General features: G+C 65.9%; 13 protein-coding genes. 6 read left to right on the forward strand and 7 right to left on the reverse strand.

Going from position 1 to position 21,115, the window contains the following annotated elements:
• Window positions 1–10: 10 nt before the first annotated feature.
• Both P7V53_RS12395 and P7V53_RS12400 read left to right on the forward strand, forming a co-directional pair.
• On the forward strand, window positions 11–391 hold the full coding sequence (locus P7V53_RS12395) for a response regulator (RefSeq protein WP_280155776.1): 381 nt from the start codon (window positions 11–13) through the stop codon (window positions 389–391).
• Window positions 322–6,027 carry an ATP-binding sensor histidine kinase gene (locus tag P7V53_RS12400; protein WP_280155777.1) on the forward strand — a complete coding sequence of 1,902 codons (5,706 nt, stop codon included), beginning with the start codon at window positions 322–324 and terminating at the stop codon, window positions 6,025–6,027. The genes P7V53_RS12395 and P7V53_RS12400 overlap by 70 nt, the downstream gene beginning before the upstream one ends.
• Before the next feature lie 17 nt (window positions 6,028–6,044).
• Here the strand turns inward: P7V53_RS12400 and P7V53_RS12405 are convergent, their stop codons facing one another.
• A complete protein-coding gene (locus P7V53_RS12405) occupies window positions 6,045–6,428 on the reverse strand; it encodes a response regulator (RefSeq protein WP_280155778.1) in 384 nt (127 codons plus the stop codon).
• Window positions 6,429–6,731: 303 nt separating this feature from the next.
• On the opposite strand from P7V53_RS12405, the gene P7V53_RS12410 reads away from it, so the two are divergent.
• Window positions 6,732–9,185, forward strand: a complete 2,454-nt coding sequence (locus P7V53_RS12410; protein ID WP_280155779.1) for a PAS domain S-box protein — start codon at window positions 6,732–6,734, stop codon at window positions 9,183–9,185.
• A 17-nt stretch (window positions 9,186–9,202) separates the two neighbouring features.
• On the opposite strand, the gene P7V53_RS12415 is transcribed toward P7V53_RS12410, so the two are convergent.
• From P7V53_RS12415 to P7V53_RS12430, 4 genes are all read right to left on the reverse strand, one after another.
• Window positions 9,203–10,576 (reverse strand): DUF1329 domain-containing protein, encoded by a 1,374-nt coding sequence (locus P7V53_RS12415; RefSeq protein ID WP_280155780.1) that lies wholly within the window; start codon window positions 10,574–10,576, stop codon window positions 9,203–9,205.
• A gap of 22 nt (window positions 10,577–10,598) precedes the next feature.
• Window positions 10,599–12,899, reverse strand: coding sequence for an MMPL family transporter (locus tag P7V53_RS12420; RefSeq protein WP_348273473.1), 2,301 nt, complete (start codon window positions 12,897–12,899; stop codon window positions 10,599–10,601).
• Window positions 12,900–13,031: 132 nt separating this feature from the next.
• Complete coding sequence (locus tag P7V53_RS12425) at window positions 13,032–14,009, reverse strand: YCF48-related protein (protein ID WP_280155782.1); 978 nt, start codon at window positions 14,007–14,009, stop codon at window positions 13,032–13,034.
• A 134-nt stretch (window positions 14,010–14,143) separates the two neighbouring features.
• A complete protein-coding gene (locus P7V53_RS12430; RefSeq protein ID WP_348273474.1) occupies window positions 14,144–15,910 on the reverse strand; it encodes a DUF1302 family protein in 1,767 nt (588 codons plus the stop codon).
• A gap of 244 nt (window positions 15,911–16,154) precedes the next feature.
• On the opposite strand from P7V53_RS12430, the gene P7V53_RS12435 reads away from it, so the two are divergent.
• Complete coding sequence (locus P7V53_RS12435) at window positions 16,155–16,865, forward strand: response regulator (protein ID WP_280156501.1); 711 nt, start codon at window positions 16,155–16,157, stop codon at window positions 16,863–16,865.
• A 19-nt stretch (window positions 16,866–16,884) separates the two neighbouring features.
• On the opposite strand, the gene P7V53_RS12440 is transcribed toward P7V53_RS12435, so the two are convergent.
• Window positions 16,885–17,361, reverse strand: coding sequence for a hypothetical protein (locus P7V53_RS12440; RefSeq protein WP_280155784.1), 477 nt, complete (start codon window positions 17,359–17,361; stop codon window positions 16,885–16,887).
• Window positions 17,362–17,378: 17 nt separating this feature from the next.
• Complete coding sequence (locus P7V53_RS12445; RefSeq protein ID WP_280155785.1) at window positions 17,379–18,146, reverse strand: alpha/beta hydrolase; 768 nt, start codon at window positions 18,144–18,146, stop codon at window positions 17,379–17,381.
• Window positions 18,147–18,404: 258 nt separating this feature from the next.
• On the opposite strand from P7V53_RS12445, the gene P7V53_RS12450 reads away from it, so the two are divergent.
• Together P7V53_RS12450 and P7V53_RS12455 are read left to right on the forward strand one after the other, a co-directional pair.
• Window positions 18,405–18,875, forward strand: a complete 471-nt coding sequence (locus P7V53_RS12450) for a 2Fe-2S iron-sulfur cluster-binding protein (RefSeq protein WP_280156502.1) — start codon at window positions 18,405–18,407, stop codon at window positions 18,873–18,875.
• Between the two features lie 9 nt (window positions 18,876–18,884).
• A complete protein-coding gene (locus P7V53_RS12455) occupies window positions 18,885–21,077 on the forward strand; it encodes a xanthine dehydrogenase family protein molybdopterin-binding subunit (RefSeq protein WP_280155786.1) in 2,193 nt (730 codons plus the stop codon).
• Window positions 21,078–21,115 lie beyond the last annotated feature (38 nt).

Here is a 21,115-nt window from a genome sequence, read left to right on the forward strand (position 1 = left end):
AAGGACCGTCATGAAGCCGTCGGCTGAACCTGCGTTGATTTCCGTCGTCGATGACGATGAATCGGTGCGCGAGGCGCTGCCTGATCTGCTGGGCGAATTCGGATTCGCGGCCCACGCGTTTTCGTCGGCCGCGGAATTTCTCGCGTCGGGCCACCTCGAGAGGACAGAGTGCCTCCTGCTCGACGTCGCGATGCCCGGGATGACGGGGCCGGAGCTGCAACTTGAGTTGAAGCGCCGCGGTGTGGGCATCCCGATCGTGTTCATCACCGCACACAGCGACGAAGGCCTGCGTCCGCGGCTCATCGCGCAGGGTGCTGTGGAGTGCCTGTCGAAGCCTTTCAGCGACACGGCGCTTTTCGACGCCGTGACGACCGCCTTGTCTTCGAAATAGACGAACCCCGCCGCGCGCGGCGGCGACAACCGACACCAAGGTATTGTTTACGACGGCCACACGTCGGCGCATGCTCGAGAGTCGGCGGAGCGACTTCGATGAACCTACCCCTCGAGGCGTATTGCCCCATCGTGCCAACCGTGGACGGCGACGCCGCCATGGAGGTGCTGTGGCAGGACAGCGAGCGTGTCGTCCGGCGCGGGTGCCTTCCGTCGGCCGCAGGCCAGCGGCCGGTCCTGGCCGTGACGCTCGCCGAGGAGCACCCGGCTGCCGCGAGCCTGGATCGCCTCGCACACGAGTACGCGTTGCGTGACGACCTCGACGCCGAGTGGGCCCTGCGCCCCTTGCAGCTGGTGGGCGGGTCGCAGAAGCGTGTGCTGCTGTTGGAAGATCAGGGCGGCGAACCGCTCGAGCGGCTGCTCGGGACCCCCATGGAGGTCGGGCGCTTCCTGCACATCGCCGTCGGGATGACGGCCGCCCTGGCCTGCGTGCACGCTCGCGGCCTTGTTCACAAGGACATCAAGCCTGCCCACGTGTTCGTCGATGCCGCCGACCATGTGCGGCTCACCGGCTTCGGCATTGCATCGCGGCTGCCACGCGAGCGCCAGGCGCCCGAAGCGCCCGAGGTGATCGCCGGGACGCTCGCCTACATGGCGCCGGAGCAGACGGGGCGAATGAACCGCTCGATCGACTCGCGAAGCGACCTTTACGCGCTGGGGATCACGTTCTACCAAATGCTCACCGGGAGACTGCCGTTCACTGCGTCCGATCCCATGGCGTGGGTGCACGCGCACATCGCCAGGCGGCCTGTGCCGCCGGCGGAGCGGGTGCAGATGCCCGCCGTTCTGTCGGCCGTCGTCATGAAGCTGCTCGCCAAGACGGCGGAGGACCGATACCAGACCGCGGCGGGCGTGAACGTCGATCTGCAACGCTGTTTGAGCATGTACGAGGCGAGCGACGCCATCGAAGCGTTTCCGCTCGGCGCCCACGACATTCCGGACGTGCTGCGCATTCCCGAGAAGCTGTACGGACGCGAGCCGGAGGTGGCCACGCTGTTGGCCGCCTTCGAACGCGTCGTTTCGCAAGGCGCGCCGGAGCTGGTCCTGGTGTCGGGGTATTCCGGCATCGGCAAGTCCTCGGTCGTCAACGAGCTGCACAAGGTCATCGTTCCCCCGCGAGGCCTTTTCGCGTCGGGCAAGTTCGAGCAGTACCGGCGTGACGTTCCCTATTCCACGCTGGCCCAGGCATTCCAGACGCTCGTGCGCCAGGTGCTTGCCAGGAACGAAGCCGAAGTCGACCAGTGGCGCGAGGCCATGCGGGAGGCGCTGGGCAGCAACGCCGAGCTCATGGTTCGGCTCATTCCCGAGCTGGAGCTCCTGATCGGAAAGCCGCCACCGGTTCCAGAGCTTCCGCCGCAGGAAGCACAGGCCCGGTTCCAGCGAGTGTTCCGCCGGCTGCTCGGCGTGTTCGCGCGGCCCGAACATCCCCTGGTGCTGTTTCTCGACGATCTGCAGTGGCTGGACACGGCGAGCCTGACGTTGCTGGCCGACTTCGCCACGCAAACTGAAGTGCGTCATCTCCTGCTTGTGGGCGCGTACAGGGACAACGAGGTCGATTCGTCCCACCCGTTGATGCGCAGCCTCGACGCCATCCGAAACGCCGGCGGATCCATCAGTGCGATCGTGCTGGCGCCCCTGGCACTTCGCGACCTCCGTGCCCTGATCGCCGATTCGCTGCATGGCGAAAATGATTGCGCGTCGCCGCTGGCAGATCTGGTCCATGAAAAGACCGCCGGCAATCCGTTCTTCGCGATCCAGTTTCTGGGTGCACTCGCGGAGGAGAAGCTCCTGACCTTCAACGCAGGCGATGGGACTTGGGTCGCGGACCTCGAGCGTATCCACGCGAAGGGGTACACCGACAACGTCGTCGACCTGGTGATCGGCAAGTTGCACCGGCTGCCGGCTGACACGCGGGAAGGTCTGAAACACCTCGCTTGCCTGGGAAGCCTCGCAGGGTCTGCCATCCTGGGCCGCATCTTCGGAGAATCGGCGGACCTGATGCAGGCGTCGCTGTGGCCCGCGGTTCGCGACGGCCTGCTCTTGCGCATGCCCGGAAGCTACGCCTTCGTGCATGACCGCGTGCAGGAAGCTGCCTACTCGTTGATCTCGCAGCGCAGCCGGCCGGAGTTCCATCTGCGCATCGGGCGTGCCTTGCTGGCCTCCATGCGCGCGGACGAGGTCAACGACGTGGTCGACCAGTTCAACCGCGGGGCCTCGCTGCTGGCGGATCCGCATGAGCGCGAGCAGATCGCGGAGCTCAACCTCCGCGCGGGACGCAGGGCGAAATCTTCGACGGCTTATGCCTCCGCCTGCACTTACCTGGCCGCCGGCGCGGCGCTGCTTCCCGAGAACGCGTGGAGCCGACGCTACGAACTTGCCTTCGCGTTGTGTCTCGAGCGGGCCGAATGCGAGTACCTGAGCGGCAACTTCGACGCGGCCGAGGCGTTGATCGTGCAACTGCTCGCGCGCGCCGCATCGAACATCGACAAGGCCGCTGTCTACCGGCTCGAGGTCGACCTGCACGTGACGCGCTCGGAGAACCCGAAGGCCGTCGAGAGCGCGCTGGCCTGCCTGGCGCTGTTCGGCATCGTCATCCCGGCGCATCCCACCGCCGAACAGGTGGACGCGGAGTTCGAGCGTGTTTGGCGCAACCTGGCCGGCCGACCCATCGAAGACCTCCTGCATCTGCGCGAGATGACGGACCCCGCGCAGCGAGCGGCGATGGGAGTGCTCGGGTTGCTTTTCGCACCGGCCTACTTCACCGACGCCAACCTCGTGCAACTGCACCTGTCGTACTTGGTGAACATGACCCTGGAGCATGGGACGAGCGACGCTTCGGCCCACGGCTATGCGTGGTTCGGCGTCGTTGTCGGTACGCGCCTCGGTCGGTACACGGACGGCTATCGCTTCGCCAGGCTGGCCTGCGATCTCGTGGAGAAACTCGGGCTCGTGGCTTACAAGGCGAAGGTCTATTTCCCCACCGAATTGACGGCCCTCTGGGCACAGCCGGTTGCCACCGCGATCGACTACATCCGAGGCGCCCACCGCGCTGCCGTCGAGAACGGCGACCTCACCATCGCCTGCTACAGCTGCAACCACGCGGTCACCGATCTGCTGCTTCGGGGCGATCCTCTCGACGAAGTGTGGCGCGAAACCGAGCGTGGCCTCGAATTCGCCCGCAAGGCGAAATTCCGCGACGTGGCGGACATCATCGTGGCGCAACAGCGGTTCATCCAGGCCATGCGCGGGCGCACGACGACGTTCTCCAGTTTCAGCGACCCCGGTTTCGACGAGGCCGTCTTCGAGGCGGAGCTGACCGGCGAACGCATGGCCACCATGGTGTGCTGGTACTGGATCATCAAGCTGCAGGCGCGCTTCCTTGCCGGCGATCACGGCGCCGCACTCGATGCGAGCGCAAAGGCCAAGGCGCTCCTCTGGTCTTCGGATGGCCACATCCAGGTCTTCGACTACCACTTCTATACCGCGCTTTCGATCTGCGCGGCCTGGCGAGACCTCGCTGCGGAACGGCAAGGATCGGTGAGCGACGCGGTGCGAGAGCACCTGGACCGGCTCGCGGATTGGGCCGCCAACGGTGCCGTGACCTTCCGCGACCGGCATGCGCTGCTGCAGGCGGAGATCGCGCGCGTCGAAGGACGGGTGATCGAGGCCGAGCGGCAGTACGAGGAAGCCATCGGCCTGTCACGTGAGCACCGGTTCGTTCAGAACGAAGCGCTCGCCAGGGAGCTCGCCGGACGCTTCTATGCGGAACGCGGTTTCGCGGACATCGGCGAGCTCTACCTGCGCAAGGCTCGGCACTGCTATCTGCGCTGGGGAGCCGCCGGCAAGGTGCGGCAACTGGACGAAAGCTCACCGGGCCTGCGGGAGCAGGAGCACGAACCCGCTGCCATGGGGACGATCGGAGCGCCGGTGGAGCAGCTCGATCTGGCCACCGTGATCAAGGTGTCCCAGGCGGTTTCCGGCGAGATCGTGCTCGAGAGGATGCTCGACACGCTGATGCGCACGGCGATCGAACATGCGGGCGCCGAGCGCGGGCTGCTGATCCTGGCCCAGGCGGAGGGGCAAAGGATCGTGGCGGAGGCCACCACCGCGGGCGACACCGTCGTCGTCCAGGTGGCGGCGCGGTCCGTGGCCGCGGCCGTCCTGCCGCAGTCCGTCCTGCAGTACGTTCTGCGCACGCACGAGAGCGTGATCCTCGGCGACGCGGTGGCACAGGGGCCGTTTGCCACCGACCCTTATGTGCGCGAGCGCGAGGCCCGGTCGATCCTTTGCCTGCCGCTGCTGAATCGGGCCAAGCCCATCGGGGTGCTCTATCTCGAAAACAACCTGGCGGCGCACGTGTTCGCGCCGAGCCGCATCGCGGTACTGAAGCTGCTCGCCTCCGAGGCTGCGATCTCGCTGGAAAACACGCGCCTGTACCATGACCTCGCCGAACGCGAAGCGCGGATCCGGCGCCTGGTGGATGCCAACATCATCGGCATCATCATCTGGGATTTCGCCGGCTGCATCCTCGATGCCAACGACGCGTTCCTTCGCATGGTGGGCTACGACCGCGAGGACCTCGTTTCGGGACGCATGCGCTGGACGGACCTGACCCCGCCCGAATGGCAGGAGCGCGATTCGCGCGAGCTCGTGCCCGAACTGAAATACGCGGGGAGTCTGCAGCCCTACGAGAAGGAGTATTTCCGCAAGGATGGCAGCCGCGTGCCTGTGCTGATCGGCGCGGCGAGCTTCGAGGCCGGCAACGAGGGCGTTGCTTTCGTGCTCGACCTGACGGAGCGCAAGCGTGCGGAAGCCGAAGCCCGTGACAGCGAGCGCCGTCACCACGAGATGCAGATGCGGCTCGCCGACGCGAACCGGCTCGCAAGCATCGGCCAGTTGTCCGCATCGATCGCGCACGAGATCAACCAGCCGCTCGCGGGCATCGTCGCCAACGCCAACACCTGCGTGCGCCGGCTGGATGCCGACCCGCCGAACAACGCGGGCGCCGCCGAAGCGGCCAGGCGACTGATCCGCGATGCCAACCGCGCCTCGGAGGTCATCACGCGGCTGCGGGCCCTGTTCGGCAAGAAGGAGACGGCCACCGAGTGGGTGGACGTGGGCGAGACCGCACGCGAGGTGGTCGCGCTCTCGGCGACGGCGCTGCAGCACGAGCGCGTGGCGCTGCGCTGTGACTTCGCGCGGGACCTTCCCCTCGTGAAGGCCGACCGCGTCCAGCTGCAGCAGGTGATCATGAACCTCGTGCGCAACGCGGCCGACGCGATGAGCGGCGTGGACGAAAGTGCGCGGGAGCTGGCCATCCGCACCGAACGCGACGAGGAAACCCACGTGCGGCTGACCGTCCAGGACACCGGCGTGGGACTCGACCCGCAGTGCGTCGACAAGCTGTTCGAGGCGTTCTACACGACCAAGAGCGGCGGCATGGGCATCGGACTGTCGGTCAGCCGCTCGATCATCGAGCGGCACCAGGGCCGCCTCTGGGCGGAATCGAACGACGGACCGGGTGCGCGCTTCTCGTTCTCGCTTCCGGTCCCGCAGGCCAAGGACGCGCCCAGCTGAGCCGCGGCCGCGCCGGATCAGTGCCCGCCCAGTGCGAGCGCCAGGGCTTTCAGCAATGCCGTGTCGGTGAAGGGCTTGAACAGGCACTCCACCGCGCCCTGCGCAAGCAGCCGCTGCCGCACATCGTCCTCCGCGCGCGCGGTGATGAAGACGACCGGGATCGCATGGCCGCGGCGCGCCAGCTCGAGCTGCAGCTGCGGCCCGGACAGGCCGGGCATCGCGACGTCCAGGACGAGGCAGGCGATCCCCGCGATGCCATCGAAGGTGAGGAATTCCTCGGCCGACGCGAACACCCGGACAGCGTATCCGACCTGCATCAGCAGAGGGGGAAGCGATTCGCGCACCGACGAGTCGTCGTCGACGACGCAGACCAGTGGGCGCGCCAACTGCGGTTTCGGCATGGGACCGCCCTTCGTGTCGATGGTTGTGCAAGCGAGGATGCGTTGTCTTGCGGCGACTGTCCACGATACTTTGGTGTCGTTTCGCGCCCGTTCATTGTTCGGGCTCGCCTCGGGCTGATGGACTGACGCCGCGCAGCGACCCCTTGCGGGCATCGGAGCCCTTGTTTCCACCCGGGCCGCTGGGATAATCGTTCGAGCCGCTGATGACGGCGGCGAGGGGTCACCCGCGAAACGTATCGCTGGGATGTTCCGGACAGCGAGGTCCGCGATGAACCGATTTCTTGGTCTCGACATCGCAAGTCCATGAGCGCCATCCGTACCTCACGGACGAAGGGTGCGCGCCCCGATGCGGCACGCTCGGTGCCGGTCGAGCAACTCGATCTGGCAACCGTGCTCGAGATCTCGCAAGCGGTGTTCGGCCAGACTGATCGAGAGAAGCTGATCGCCACGGTGATGCGCCTGGCCCTGGAGCACACGGGTGCGCAGCGGGGTCTTTTGATACTTCCACGGGGCAATGCGTATCGGATCGAGGCAGAGGCCCGGATCGGCGGCAATGAGGTGGTTGTCGATCTGCAGTCCGCCGACGTCACGGGCGCGCATCTGCCGGAGTTGGTTTTCCAACAGTGCGTGCGCACCAGGGAAAGCGTCCTGCTGCAGGATGCCTCGACAGAAGACCCGTTCTCCAACGACGAGTACCTGCGCAGTCACCCCGCACGTTCCGTGCTCTGCATGCCTTTGCTCAAGCAGACCCAGCTGGCCGGTGTCATCTACCTCGAGAACCAACTGGCTTCAAGCGTCTTCACAGCCGCCCGGATGACCTTGCTCAAGCTGCTGGCGTCCGGGGCGGCCATTTCGCTGGAGAACGCGAGTCTCTATCGCCATCTTCAGGAACGCGAGGCGAGGGTTCGTCGGCTGGTCGATTCCAACATCATCGGCATCGTCATCTGGCACGCCGATGGCCGGATCCTCGACGCCAACGAAGCGTTTCTCCGCATGATGGGGCACGACCTCGACGGCCTGGTCTCCGGCAATGTGCGATGGACCGATCTGACTCCATCGGAATGGCAAGTCCGCGACGCGCAGGCGATGGAGGAGTTGAGGTTGGTCGGAGTGGCCCGGTCATATGAAAAGGAGCTCTTCCGGAAAGACGGCACCCGCGTGCCGGTGCTGGTCGGAGGCGCGAGGTTCGAAGCGATGCCGGACGAGGGCGTGGCGTTCGTCGTCGACCTGACCGAGCGCAAGCATGCGGAGGATGCACTGCGCGAGAGCGAGCGGGAGTCGCGCCTCATCGTGGACACCATTCCAGGCCTGGTCGCCATCCTGACGCCGGCCGGCGAGGTCGACGTCGTCAACAACCAGCTCATCGAGTACTGCGGGCAGTCGCTGGAGGCGATGAAGCAATGGGGCACGAACGGCACGGTTCATTCGGACGACCTGCCTCGCGTCGGTCAGGTGTTTGCGGCAGCGATCACCTCGGGCGAACCCTATGACTTCGAGGCGCGCATCCGGCGTTTCGATGGCATCTACCGTTGGTTCCAGGTTCGTGGGCTCCCCCTTCGCGACAGCGGCGCGCATGTCGCCCGTTGGTACGTCCTGCTGACGGACATCGACGACCTGAAGAGCGCCGAGGCCGAACTCAGGCGCGTGTACGACAGCTTCAGCGATGCCCAGCGGTTGAGCAAGACGGGCAGCTTCATCACCGATCTGGTGGCGGACCACCACAACTGGTCCGAGCAGGCTTTCCGGATCTTCGACTTCGAGCCGGGGACGAAGGTCACGTTGAAGCGGGTTCGAGACACCATCCATCCCGACGACCTGGCGTCGTTCGAATCCATGATCGGGCGCGCCATGACAGGGATCGACGTCAGTTTCGCGTTCCGGACCGTGACGGCCCGGGGGATCGTGAAGCATGTGCGCGGCGTCGCCCATGTCATCGAACATGTCGAGGGTCGCCCCATGTTCGTAGGCGCCATGCAGGACGTGACGGAGAGCATGGTCGCCGAGGAGGCCCTCAACAGGGCGCGCTCGGAGCTTGCCCATGTGGCTCGGGTGACGACCCTCAGCACGTTCACCGCTTCGCTTGCCCATGAAGTCAACCAGCCGCTCTCCGGGATCATCACCAACGCCGGCACATGCCTGCGCATGCTGGATTCCGATCGTCCGAATATCGAGGGCGCGTGCGAAACCGCGAGGCGGATCATTCGCGATGGCAACCGCGCATCGGACGTGATCACGCGGTTGCGTGCGCTGTTCAGCAAGAAGGAATTCACCCTGGAATCGCTGGACCTGAACGAGGCCACCCAAGAGGTCATCGCGGTGTCGTTGAGTGATCTCCAGAGAAGCCGCGTGACTGTCCAGTCGGAGCTGGCCGAAGATCTCCCCAGGGTCACCGGCGACCGGGTCCAGCTCCAGCAGGTCATCCTGAACCTGCTGCGCAACGCGTCCGACGCCATGACGGGTGTCGACGATCGCCCTCGGCTCCTGAGGGTCATGACGGCGCGCGAAGACGGCGATCGTGTGCGCGTGAGCGTGCGGGATGCCGGCGTGGGCGTCGACCGTCAAAGCGCGGAGAAGCTCTTCGAGCCCTTCTACACGACCAAGCGCGGCGGCATGGGTATCGGGTTGTCCGTCAGCCGCTCGATCGTCGAGCGACATCATGGCCGTCTCTGGGCAGAGTCGAACGACGGGCCGGGTGCGACGTTTTCATTCTCCATTCCTTGCGCGCCCGATGGCCCTGCGAGAAGCGTCCATGGGTGACGACCACCGCAGGACCGTCAGCGCAGGCCCTCTCCGGCCAGCGCATCACCGGTGAAGAACCGCGGGGGCTGGCGCCTCGCGGTGGGTTGGAAATAGCCGCGCGCGTAATCCGCTTGCACCAGGTAGGCCCCGGTCTGGAAGTCGAAGGTGACGGAAGCATCGCCGAATCCTTGATCGGCGGTTTCATAGAAGGGGATGTAGAAGCCGAACACCGACCGGTACAGCTTGCCGGCGGCGTCAAAGTTGTCGGACGCTCCTACTTCCGGCTGGTCTTCGTCGAAATAGAACTTGCGCTTGGCATAGACGTGACGTGCGCCTGCCTTGAGCGTCGCTTCCACTTCCCAGACTCGATGCAACTCCCAGCGCAGGCAGTCCGGCCCGGGGTGGCCTTTCAGGTAGCGCCTCGCCTCGGGACACGCGGCTTCGTCGAACAGCCTGAACGCGTTGTAGGGAATCAGCATCTCCCGCTTGCCGATCAGCTTGAAGTCGAAGCGATCCAGGCCCCCGTTGAAGACGGTAGCCTCGTCCATGACGGCCGCACCACCCGATATCGGATTGGGGGTGTCGTACGCCAGTTCGGGCGTGAGCTTCACGCGTCGTTGCCCGGGCAAGTACTGCCATACCTTGCGGCGATTCTTGATGGGATCCACGTAGTCGATCAGAACGAGCTTTTCGCCCACCTTTCGCGCCGGGCCGGTGTAGTCGACGCGAACCAGCCAATACGAATCCGACGCAGACATCACCGCGTTGTTGTCGAGATAGAAGGCGGGGTACTCCTGCCAGATGTCGAGTTCGCCCTGCACGTTGATGCCCCCTGCGGCATCGATCATGATGTTTCGGAAGCTCGCCACGTAGGACGGTGACTGGTACCTCAGGTTGTGGTTCCACATGACCTCGTTGCCGGTCTTCGGGATCGGAAACGGTACGCCGCCGTAGCAGCCTTCGAGCGCCAGTCCGTCCTGCGTTGTCTTGCAAGCGCTGGCGTTCTTCACGGAACGCTCGTTCACGTGGGCGGGATAGCGCTGGGTGCGGTGGCTCGGGTAGACGTCCAGCCGGAAGCTCGGGTACTTTTGCAGCAACGCCTTCGCTCCATCGCTGAGCTTGTCTGCGTGCTGGGCCATGTTGGCTCCGGTCACGCTGTACAGCGGCCTTTCGTCGGCGAACGGGTCCGGGCGCACGCGCGGATTCTTCGAGTCGAAGCTGGCAGGAGGCTTGACCTGGCCGTCGGTGTAGGGCGGGATGGTGCCTTCCTTGTTGCCGGCTTTCTCTGCGCCCCAAGGCATGAGCGTGGTGCCGAGTTGCCGGGCCTCGTCGGCGCTGACTGCCGCCATGGCCGCGGCCGAACCGCCGAGCATCACCGACGCCGCGGCTGCGCGAAGGATGGGGTTCATGTCTCGTCTCCTTGTCGAGGGTTCATGGCCGGGTCGTGGCCTTGCCGATGTCGCGCAACAGGAAATGCGACAGCGCCGGAACGAGCGTCAACGCCGCCAGCATGTTCCACACGAACATGAAGGTGAGCAGGATGCCCATGTCCGCCTGGAACTTGATCGGTGACCACGCCCAGGTGACGACGCCGGCCGCCAGCGTGATCCCGACCAGCGCAACAACCTTGCCGACGAATGACACGGCATGGCGCCAGGCGTCGGGCAGCGATGCACCTGCGCGCTGGTGTGCGAGCTGCACACTCACGAGATACAGCGCGTAATCCACGCCGATGCCGACGCCCAGCGCCACCACCGGCAGCGTGGCCACCTTGAGGCCGATGCCCAGGCACACCATGAGCGCCTCGGCCATGACGGACGTGAGCAACAGCGGCAGGACGGCGACGACGACCGCGCGCCAACTTCCGAAGGCGATGAAGCACAGCACGATGACCGCTGCATAGACGCACATCAGCATCCGCGCGTTGGACTGCTCGACGACGATGTTGGTGGCGGCTTCGATGCCGGATGTGCCCGCCGCGAGAAGGAACCGGCGATCCGTTGTCCCGTGGCCGGCGGCGAAGCGATTCGCGGTCGTCACGACGCCGGTCAGCGTCTCGGCCTTGTGGTCAGCCAAGTAGGCAACCACGGGAATCACCGAGCACTCCGGCGTGAGCAGCTCGGAGTTCCACGACACCGCGTTGCTCACTTGCGAATCGATGATCCGCTGGTCGCCGGCCACGGTCAGCCACTTCGGGGTGCCGTCGAACGAGCCCGCGGTGTAGGCACGTATCGTGTCGGCCAATGACTCGACCTTCTGCACGCCCGGCAACTGGGCCAGGGTCCAGGCCAGGCGGTCCGCCTCGATCAGGTTCTCGTAGGTCCCGCATTGATCCTTGGGCGTCCTCACGATCACCGCGAATACATCGCTCGAGATGCCGTAGTGGGCAGCGACATAGGCGTTGTCCTGGTTGTAGCGCGAGTCCGCGCGGAGTTCGGGTGAGCCGGGGTCGAGGTCACCGACCTGCAACTGAAGGCTGACAAGGAAGGCCGCGACCCCAAGCGCGGCAGCGATCACGAGGGCCGCCGTCGCCCAACGCCGCTCGGTCAGCTTGTCCAGGGCAGCCGGGAGGCGGCCGGTGCCGTGGCCGATGGCTTGCTCCCTTCGGCTGCCCGCCTCCGTGCTCACGCCGACGTAGGACAGCAACACGGGCAGCAGCACCAAGTTCGTGAAGATCAGAACGGCGACTCCCAAGCTTGCCGACAGGGCGAGCTCGCGAATCACGGGGATGTCGATGACCGTCAGCACCGCGAAACCGAAGGCGTCGGCCAGCAAGGCAGTCAGACCGGCCATGAACAGGCGCCGGAACGTGCAGCGCGCGGCCACCAGGCGGGACGCGCCGCGGCGGGTGTCCTGCATGATGCCGTTCATCTTCTGCGCGCCGTGGCTGACACCGATGGCGAACACCAGGAACGGAACCAGCACCGAGAACGGGTTCAGCTCGTAGCCGAGCATGGCGACGAGGCCGAGCTGCCATGCCACGGCAATGAGCGAGCACGACAGCACCAGCGCCGTGCTGCGCCAGCAGCGCGTGTAGCCGAGCAGGATGGCTGCGACGATGGCGGCGGCGACCGCGAAGAACGCCATGATCTTGCGCACGCCCTCGATCAGATCCCCCATGAGCTTGGCAAAGCCGATGATGTGCACTCGCACCGGCGCGGCGCCTGCGTCGCTGACAGACTGCTCGTATTTCTGCCGGATCGCTTCGAGCGAGGATGCGAACCGGTGGTAGTCCAGCAGTCGCCCCTCGCCATCCTTGGCCAGCAGTGGCACCACAACGGCGATCGAGCGGTAGTCGTTTGCCACCAGGCTGCCGACGACGCCGGCGCGCGCGATGTTGAGGCGCAGCGCCTCTATGGAAGCGCGCGAGCCGTCGTAATCCTGTGGCATCACCGGCCCACCCACGAAACCGTCTTCCGTCACCTCGGTCCAGCGAACCACGGGCGTCCAGACCGACTTCATCCACGCGCGATCCACGCCCGGCAACAGGAAGATCTCGTCATTGATCGCCTGGACGACGGCGAGGTAGGGGCGATCGAAGATGTCGCCCTGCGGGTTCTCGACCACGATGTGCACCGAGTCGCCCAGGCCACGCAACTGACTCCTGTTGTCGAGGTAGTTCCTGATGTAGGGGTGGCTCTGCGGAAGGGCCTTCTCGAAGCTCGCACTGACGAGGAGGCTGCGGAGCTGGCCGGCGAAGAGAGCGGTGAGCAACACGCACACGACCAGCACCCACGGGCGATGGTTGAAGATCAGGCGCTCGAGCGGGCTGCCGCTCGATGAGTCGAAGCGGTCGAGGTCGGACCCCGCGACCGCGCCACCTTCGATGCCCGGGGCGTGCATGCGATGTCGTCCGGTGCGTGATCAGCGGGGGGCACTCGCCGACCAGGGCAGCGGCGCCCCGAAGGCTCCGGCCGGTCCGGTGAGGACGAGGTTGCCGTTGCGACCCGGAGCCACGCCGTAGCAGGGCACGGGTCGTTTCAGCCGCGTGGCGACGAAAGTCCTGCCGCCATCCAGGCTGATATGGATGCTGCCGCCCTGATCGACGAGCGCGATGCGGCCGTCCGGCAGCGCTGCACCGGCCGTGATGCCGGCGTCCGTGTTCATCGACACCTTTTGCCACGTGGCACCCTCGTCGGGACTGCGCCAGACCGAGCCGCGCATGCCGAAGGCGAGCAGGACGTCCGGGTCGGCGACCACGAGGCCGAAGAACGTGCCCGTGTAGGACGTTGTGACGGGCACGAACTTTTTCGCGCTCGCCTGCAGGCGCCAGACCTTGCCCTGCTCGCCGGCGAGGAACACGCGCCCTGGACGGCCACGCACCGCATAGAAGTGCAGCTCTTGCGCGTTCGATGTCCGGTCCATCCACGGCACCCAGGTCTTGCCTCCGTCCTCGGTGCGCAGGATGGTGTTGAAGGCGCCGACGACGAAGCCGGATGTCTCGTTTTCGAACTGCACGTCGAGGAAGGGCTGCGCGGTGGCCTGCGCCAAATGGGCCTCGGCCTGCGCGAGGGCGCGCGTTTCTTCCGGCGTGGGGGCACTGCGACCCTGGTAATACCGCCTGGCGATTTCGGCGGCTTGTTTCCCGGCAAGCTGTTTCGTCCATGTCGCCCCACCGTCCCGTGTCGCGAGCACGACGCCGCCGTGCCCCACGGCCCAGCCGATCCTGGGGCTGGGAAAGCTGATGCCCAGCAAGTCGACGCTGACGGGCACGGCGGCTTGGCGCCAGGTGGCGCCACTGTCGTCCGAATAGACGATGTGCCCCCGATGGCCGACGGCCACCACGCGATCGCCGGCGCGCTCGGCGGCGAGCAGCGGAGAACGCGCGGCAAGCGAGCTCATGAGTGCGGGCTCGTCGGTGGGCTGGACGAAGCCACCAGCGAGACTCGCTGTCACCAGCGCCCACACCAAGAGCACGAGCACCTTCGGGCGGCGTGACATGGTGAGTGCTTTCGGATCTTCGAGTCCCCGCGGGGTCAGAACGTCGCCTTGAAGGTGAACGATATCCAGCCCCGGTCCCACTGTGCGCCGATTCCGCCGATGGCGCCGACCTGCTGCTGCCCGAACGCGTTGACCGAATCGTTGTGGTGCCTGGCGCGCGAGCCGTTGTAAGCGAGGGCGAAGTTGTACTTGGCCTTCATGTCGAGTGCGACACCCAGGCTGTAGCTGCTGCCCCCTTCATAGCCGCCAAAAAGAACCGGCGACGTGCCCTTGAGGCCGATCGAATAGAGCAAGGGCATCGACAAGTCCGCGCCCGGAACCACCTGGAACCACGTCGGCACGAACCGGACGGCGAGGCCCCATGCGTCGCTGGTTGCGCAGCCCAGCCGATCCGCGATCGCCTTGCAACCGTGGTCGACGGAATTGAAGTTCGCGGGGTTGTTCTTCACCTTCCCGAGACGGCTGTAGGTCAGCTCGGCAGTCAACGTTGCGGAATCGAACGCCGCGGTCTTGCCGACGTAGGCAATCGCGTTGATCAGTGCATGCGTCGTGTTCCCGGTCGGCTCCGCACCGAGGAATGTCGCCGGACCCATCAACAACGGCGTATCGATGCGGCGCGCGATTTCGGCGCTGACACTCACGCCTGCGATCACCCTGGAAACGCTCGCACCGACGAGGGTGACCCGCTTGTCCTGGTAGCTCAAGCCCAGGGACGTGGGTATCGGCACACCGAACGCGAGCGGCGCCGCCTGCAGCCCGCCCAGCACGATCTGCGGCAGCTTGTCGGTGTACTTGCGAAGGTACACCCCCGCCGTGCCGGACAGCCACGCCGGGCTCCAGCGCGCCATCAAGCCCCAGTCGCCGGTCTTGCGCGGTTGCTTGTACGTTGGAATGAATGGCACTGCGGCGACCGGTGTCCCGCCGAGGGCGCTGGAAATGGCCGACGCCTGCGCCGGATTGATCACGAAGGTGCCGCCTCCTTGGGTCAGGGCATCGAGCACGCCGAAGTAGGTGCCGCCGTCGGGGAACGCACTGGGCTTCCAGTCGAAGTAGTACTGCCCGGCCACGATGAGCTCGTCGCGCAGCTGGGCCGTTGCGGAGAGCTGGCTGAGCGGCTTGAACACTTCCTTCGCCTCCACGCCCGGATTGGCCAGCGCCTTGCGGATGTCGACCGGACCCTGCGCGTACGACACCCCGTGAACGAACGAGAACAGCGACTCGCCCCAGTAGATGGTGTGCTTCCCGAGCTTGAGGTTGACCGGCACGGTGCCGAGGTCGAACCCTGTGAAGGCGAAGGCGTCGAGGAGTTCGCCGGACGGGCCCCTGTTCCACCGCTTCGTGAATCGGGTGTAGGTGTTGTCGGGGTACGCCGCGCTGATGTCCCCCAGTCCCGGGATCACGAAATTCGGGTTGGCGGTCTTTTCGGCATCGCTGCGGTACGCGTGGTCGTACCAAAGCGCCGCGCTGGCGCGCAGTCCCGACCGCTTCTTGTAGACCAGGTCCGATTCGGTCAGGACATCGAGCCGGTTCGTGACGATGTCTTTGCGCTCGAACTTGCTGTCGGAATTGTCGTAGGTGCTGTTGTTCAGGATGTTCGCATCCTGCGACTGCGCCCGGACCCCGAGGTTGTAGCGCACGCTGTTGTCCCATCGAAGCGTCAAGTCGGGATTGCCCGTGTCGACGGAGAAGGCGTGGGCGGGCCCTGTGCCGGCGACAGCCGTGACCAGTGCGCCATCGAGCACCGCACGAGCCAGGAGGCGCAGCCGATCCGAGGGCCAGTTGATGCACATGGTGGGCTCCATAGACGCTCGTTCAACCAAAGCGCCATGCTGCGCGCGGCGTGCCGAGATGGCGCGGACGACCCACTGCTCGACCGCGGATCAAACCGGAAGCGCGTGACCGAGTCAACTGGACGAAGGTATCGGTCGACGCCGCGCTGCGGCCCCAGTAACCATGACAACGATGAGCACTACCGAAGTCGGTCACGAACCATATACATTGCTGTCAGCACGCAACGGCGCGTGCTTGCGCTCCAGCGAGGGGGACATGGCGTCACGATACCCATCCGAGTCCGGGGTGACGTCTGCGACGGGCACGATGCCGATCGTGTTCGTGGTCGACGACGACGTATCCGTGCGGGAGTCATTGGAACTGCTGATCGTCTCCGCCGGCTGGCATCCGGAGACGTTCCCGTCCGCGCAGGAGTTCCTCGGCCGTCCCCGTGTCCAGGCGCCGAGCTGCCTTCTCCTCGACGTTGCCATGCCGGGCCTCAATGGCCTGGAGTTGCAGAAGCGCGTCGCGGTCGAGCGCCCCGACATGCCGATCATCTTCATCACCGGCCATGGCGACGTGCCGATGACGGTTCAGGCGATGAAGGCGGGCGCCGTGGAGTTCCTGACCAAACCGTTGCGGGATGACGTGGTCGTCGATGCTGTCGCGAGCGCTCTCGAGCGCAGCCGGCTCGCGCTCGACCACGAGTCGCAGATGACCGCGCTGCGCGATCGGTACGCGTCGTTGAGCCGGCGCGAGCGGGAAGTCATGGCCCTCGTGGTGGCCGGCCTGCTGAACAAGCAGGTCGGCGGCGAGCTGGGCATCAGCGAGATCACGGTCAAGGCGCATCGGGGCCGGGTGATGCAGAAGATGAAGGCCGCGTCCTTGCCCGACCTGGTCACGATGTCGACGCAACTCGGCATCCTCGGCCTGCCCGAAGCCGGATCGCAAGCGGTCGGTCCAGCGCAAGCGGGCCTGGGTCGCTGACCTCGAGTCCGCGCCAGGCTCAGCGCGACTGGAGAGCGTGGCGCTGACCCGCCGTGCTGTTGCGGGCTTCGATCGCCTTCACGGAGTGGTCAAACGCCCGCTCCAGAACGCGCCTGCCAATGGTTCCGAGGACCAAGCCGAGCAGGCGTCCCTTGAGGTTCTTGCCCTCGCGCACGATGATCGCGTCGATGCTGGTGATGCCGTTGGGGTGCCGCGTGAAGGTGTAGGTGTGGCCTGAGGCGCCTCCCCACACGTTGGAGTCGACCGTCGTGAGGACGACGCGGCTGGAATCGGACCAGTCATAGTGCAGTCGTTCCCAGATGCCGCCCGAGCCTTCCGTGACGTCGGCGTGCAAAGAGTCCTGGTGATGCACCGTGAGGACCTCGTCGGCGCTGTTTTTGAAGAGCGTCGAGCGGCCGGGCCCGAAGTCGGTGAGCCCGGCAACGTATTGCTCGGGAGTTGACGTGGTCGTCTGGTGGAGGTGGATCGTGGGCATGGGTGCTCCGTGCCTCCTCAGCGCGCCGCGGCCGCGATGATGGCGTCGGCGACTTCCTTCGGCCGCGACTGCTGAGGCACGTGGCTGGTGGGCAGGCTGACGACCTTCGCACCGATGGCCTTGGCCATCGCTGCCTGCTGGGCCGGCGGGATCATGTGGTCCTGCTGGCTGAGGATGTACCACGACGGGCGGGTCTTCCACGCCGCGATGGTGGTTCGGGCGTCGAAGTTGGCGCCGCGCACCGGTCCTTGCGTGACCGCCATCAGGTTCGTCTCCGACGCCGGGAGGTCCTGTGCGAAGTGCTTCGCGATGCCTTCCGGTGTCAGCGTCAGAAAGCCTTCCTTGTCCGTCACGATGTGCTTGAAGCCCTCCGGCGTCGGATAGTCCTTCGACATCTCGGCGACCGATTGGCCTTCGGAAGGCGCGAAGGCGGACACGTAGACCAGCGACTTGACCCGCTCGTGCTGTCCCGCTTCGGAGATGACGACGCCACCCCACGAGTGGCCGACGAGGACCACCGGCCCCGTCTGCGCGTCCAGCACGCGGCGTGTCGCGGCCACGTCGTCGGCCAGCGAGGTCAGCGGGTTCTGAACCGAGACGACCTTGAGGCCCTCGGCTTGCAGGCGAGGCACGACACGGTTCCAGGCGGAACCGTCGGCGAAGGCGCCATGGACCAGGACGACCGTGGTGGGCGCCGCCGAATCGGGCGAGGCGGGTGCCGCGCCGGCTGAGAGAGTCAGGGCGATGGCTGTGGCGGCAATGGCGTTCTTGACGAGGCGAGTCATGCGAAGGTCCTTGGAGAGAAAAGGGTGCGGTGCGAGACCACCGAGATGGAGGTCTCAGCGTTGGCTTGAATATCGGACTTCCGGCATTTCAGGACAAGGTGAAGTAAGGCCGACACATCGATGTCACCGCGGTGGGACGTTCGCGTACGACCTTGGACCGACCTCTGCGTGCCGACTCCGCCGGATGCCAGCCCGCCGCCGCTTTCCTATCGTCGCTGCGTCATGAGTTGCGCCGCCGCGCTGACCGAGGACTGCAAGATGACGCAAAGGATCAAGGTCAATGGCTCTAGCCGCAGTGTCGATGTCGATGCAGACACGCCCGTGCTGTGGGTGCTGCGCGATGTCCTCGGCATGACGGGAACCAAGTTCGGGTGCGGCATGGGCCTTTGCGGCGCGTGCACCGTCCATGTCGACGGCGTGGCGGCGCGCTCTTGCGTGACGCCGGTGGAGTCGGTCGGCAAGGCGGACATCACCACTATCGAGCACCTGTCGAGATCGAGGGTAGGGCAGGCTTTGCAAAAGGCCTGGATCGACCTCGAGATACCGCAATGCGGCTATTGCCAGTCCGGACAACTGATGTCCGCGGCCAGCCTGCTCTCGCGCAATCCGTCGCCCACCGACAAGGACATCGACGAGGCGATGTCCGGCAACATCTGCCGGTGCGGTACCTACAACCGGCTTCGCGAAGGCATCAAGACCGCTGCGAGAGCTCTATCGAAGCATGCATGAGGAGCCGACATGATCCTCGATCGACTTCAAGAACATCTGGCCGACCGTGAAGAGCCGGGCGTCTCGCGCCGCACGCTGCTGAAGGCCGCGCTTTCTGCCGCCGGTGGCCTGATCATCGGTGTCGGGTCCGTCACGGGCGCGGCGGCTGCGACTGGCGGCAAAGGTTCCGGTGCGTTCGCCCCCAACGCCTTCGTGCGCATCGACCCCGACGGCCGGGTGACGATGACCATGGCATACATCGAGATGGGGCAGGGGACGTACACATCGATTGCCATGCTCATCGCCGAGGAACTCGAAGTCGATCTGAGTTCGGTTCGCTGGGAACATGCTCCGCCCGACGACAAGCTCTATCGAAACGGGATTTTCGGGTTCCAGGTGACGGGGGGCTCCACGACGATCCGCGCAAGCTTCGACCCGATGCGATCCGCCGGTGCCGCGGCGCGAATGATGCTGGTACAGGCGGCGGCACAGCGATGGGGCGTGGACGCGAGGGAGTGCAGGGCCGAGAAGGGCGAAGTGGTCCACTCCGCCAGCCTTCGGCGCTTGAAGTACGGCACGCTCGTGGCCGATGCTGCGAAGCTGCCCGTGCCGACGGACGTGCCGCTCAAGCGCATCGACGAATTCAAGCTGATCGGCACGCCCGCCAAGCGGCTGGACACCCCAGGCAAGGTCAATGGGACCGCCCGGTATGGCATCGACACGCGAGTGCCGGGAATGAAAGTGGCCACCCTGATGCAGGCGCCGGCCTACGGTGGTCGGCTCCGCAGCGTGAACGACCGTGCCGCGCGCGCGGTCAAGGGGGTGCGGCAGATCGTGAGACTGGACGACTGCGTCGCCGTGGTCGCGGACCACATGGGCGCGGCCAAGAAGGGTTTGGCTGCCCTGGTGCTCGAGTGGGACGACGGCCCGAACGCCCGGATCGACACCGCCGACATCGTCAAGTCGATGGAGCAAGCCTCGAAGGGGCGGGCCGCCGTCGCGAGAGCGGAGGGCGACTTCAAGGGAAGCTATTCGGGCGCACATCAACGTGTCGAAGCGGTCTACGAGGTTCCATTTCTTGCCCATGCCACCATGGAGCCGATGAACTGCACGGTTCATGTTCGCAAGGACGAGTGCGAGATCTGGACCGGAACACAGGTGCTCACTCGCGCGCAGAAGGTCGCGGCGGATGTGACCGGCCTTCCGCTGGAGAAGGTCATCGTTCACAACCACCTGCTGGGCGGCGGCTTCGGCCGGCGACTCGAAGTCGATGGCGTCGCACGCGCCGTGCAGATTGCCAGGCAGGTCGACGCGCCGATCAAGGTCGTCTGGTCGCGCGAGGAAGACATACGTCGCGACATGTTCCGGCCGTACTTCTTCGACAGGATCAGCGCGGGCCTCGATGCACAAGGAAGGCCGGTGGCGTGGAACCATCGCATCACGGGCTCGTCCATCCTGAAGCGGTGGGCGCCACCGCTGTACCAGAACGACTTCGATCCCGAGACCATCGACGGTGCGGTCCACACTCCATACGCGATCGCGAACGTCCTCGTCGAGTACGTCAACCATGAGCCGCCGCACATCCCGACAGCGTTCTGGCGCGGCGTCGGCCCCACCCACAACGTCTTCGTCGTCGAGAGCTTCATCGACGAACTGGCAGCGCAGGCTGGTCAGGATCCGGTGGCGTACCGCCTGTCAATGCTGGACAACAATCCGAGAGCCAAGGCCGTGTTGCAACTGGCGGCGCAGAAGTCGAACTGGTGCCAGGCCATGCCCAAAGGCATGGGGCGCGGGGTAGCGCTTCAGTTTGCGTTCGGCACCTACATGGCGCTCGTGGCCGATGTCGAGGTGCTGCCCGACGGCCAGGTTCGCGTTCACAGGGTCGTGTCGGCCCTGGATTGCGGCGTGGTGGTGAACCCCGACACGGTCGAGGCGCAGGTCCAGAGCGCCGTGATCTTCGGTGTCTCGGGCGCCCTCTTCGGTGAGATCACCATCAAGAAGGGACGGGTGGAGCAGTCCAATTTCCATGACTACCGTCCCATCCGGATGAACGAGGCCCCTGCCGTCGACGTGCACATCGTCAAGAGCACCGAGAAGCCCGGTGGCATGGGCGAGCCCGGAACGTCGGCGCTGGCTCCGGCGGTGACCAACGCCATCCATGCCGCCACCGGCAAGCGGATCCGGCGGCTTCCCGTGGACGCTGCGCTTCTGAAGAACGCCTGACTCCGCTCGACCTCGCGGTCCCTGTTGGTGAAGGACGA

The sequence above is a fragment of the Piscinibacter sp. XHJ-5 genome (assembly GCF_029855045.1).
Classification (GTDB): Bacteria; Pseudomonadota; Gammaproteobacteria; order Burkholderiales; family Burkholderiaceae_C; genus Albitalea.

What these genes read in the sequence shown, in the direction of transcription:
- P7V53_RS12440 (WP_280155784.1), bottom strand. Translation starts at nt 17,361, where the DNA reads ATGCCCACGATCCACCTCCACCAGACGACCACGTCAACTCCCGAGCAA.
- P7V53_RS12445 (WP_280155785.1), bottom strand. Translation starts at nt 18,146, where the DNA reads ATGACTCGCCTCGTCAAGAACGCCATTGCCGCCACAGCCATCGCCCTG.
- P7V53_RS12410 (WP_280155779.1), top strand. Translation starts at nt 6,732, where the DNA reads ATGAGCGCCATCCGTACCTCACGGACGAAGGGTGCGCGCCCCGATGCG.
- P7V53_RS12425 (WP_280155782.1), bottom strand. Translation starts at nt 14,009, where the DNA reads ATGAGCTCGCTTGCCGCGCGTTCTCCGCTGCTCGCCGCCGAGCGCGCC.
- P7V53_RS12435 (WP_280156501.1), top strand. Translation starts at nt 16,155, where the DNA reads ATGGCGTCACGATACCCATCCGAGTCCGGGGTGACGTCTGCGACGGGC.
- P7V53_RS12415 (WP_280155780.1), bottom strand. Translation starts at nt 10,576, where the DNA reads ATGAACCCCATCCTTCGCGCAGCCGCGGCGTCGGTGATGCTCGGCGGT.
- P7V53_RS12395 (WP_280155776.1), top strand. Translation starts at nt 11, where the DNA reads ATGAAGCCGTCGGCTGAACCTGCGTTGATTTCCGTCGTCGATGACGAT.
- P7V53_RS12455 (WP_280155786.1), top strand. Translation starts at nt 18,885, where the DNA reads ATGATCCTCGATCGACTTCAAGAACATCTGGCCGACCGTGAAGAGCCG.
- P7V53_RS12405 (WP_280155778.1), bottom strand. Translation starts at nt 6,428, where the DNA reads ATGCCGAAACCGCAGTTGGCGCGCCCACTGGTCTGCGTCGTCGACGAC.
- P7V53_RS12450 (WP_280156502.1), top strand. Translation starts at nt 18,405, where the DNA reads ATGACGCAAAGGATCAAGGTCAATGGCTCTAGCCGCAGTGTCGATGTC.
- P7V53_RS12430 (WP_348273474.1), bottom strand. Translation starts at nt 15,910, where the DNA reads ATGGAGCCCACCATGTGCATCAACTGGCCCTCGGATCGGCTGCGCCTC.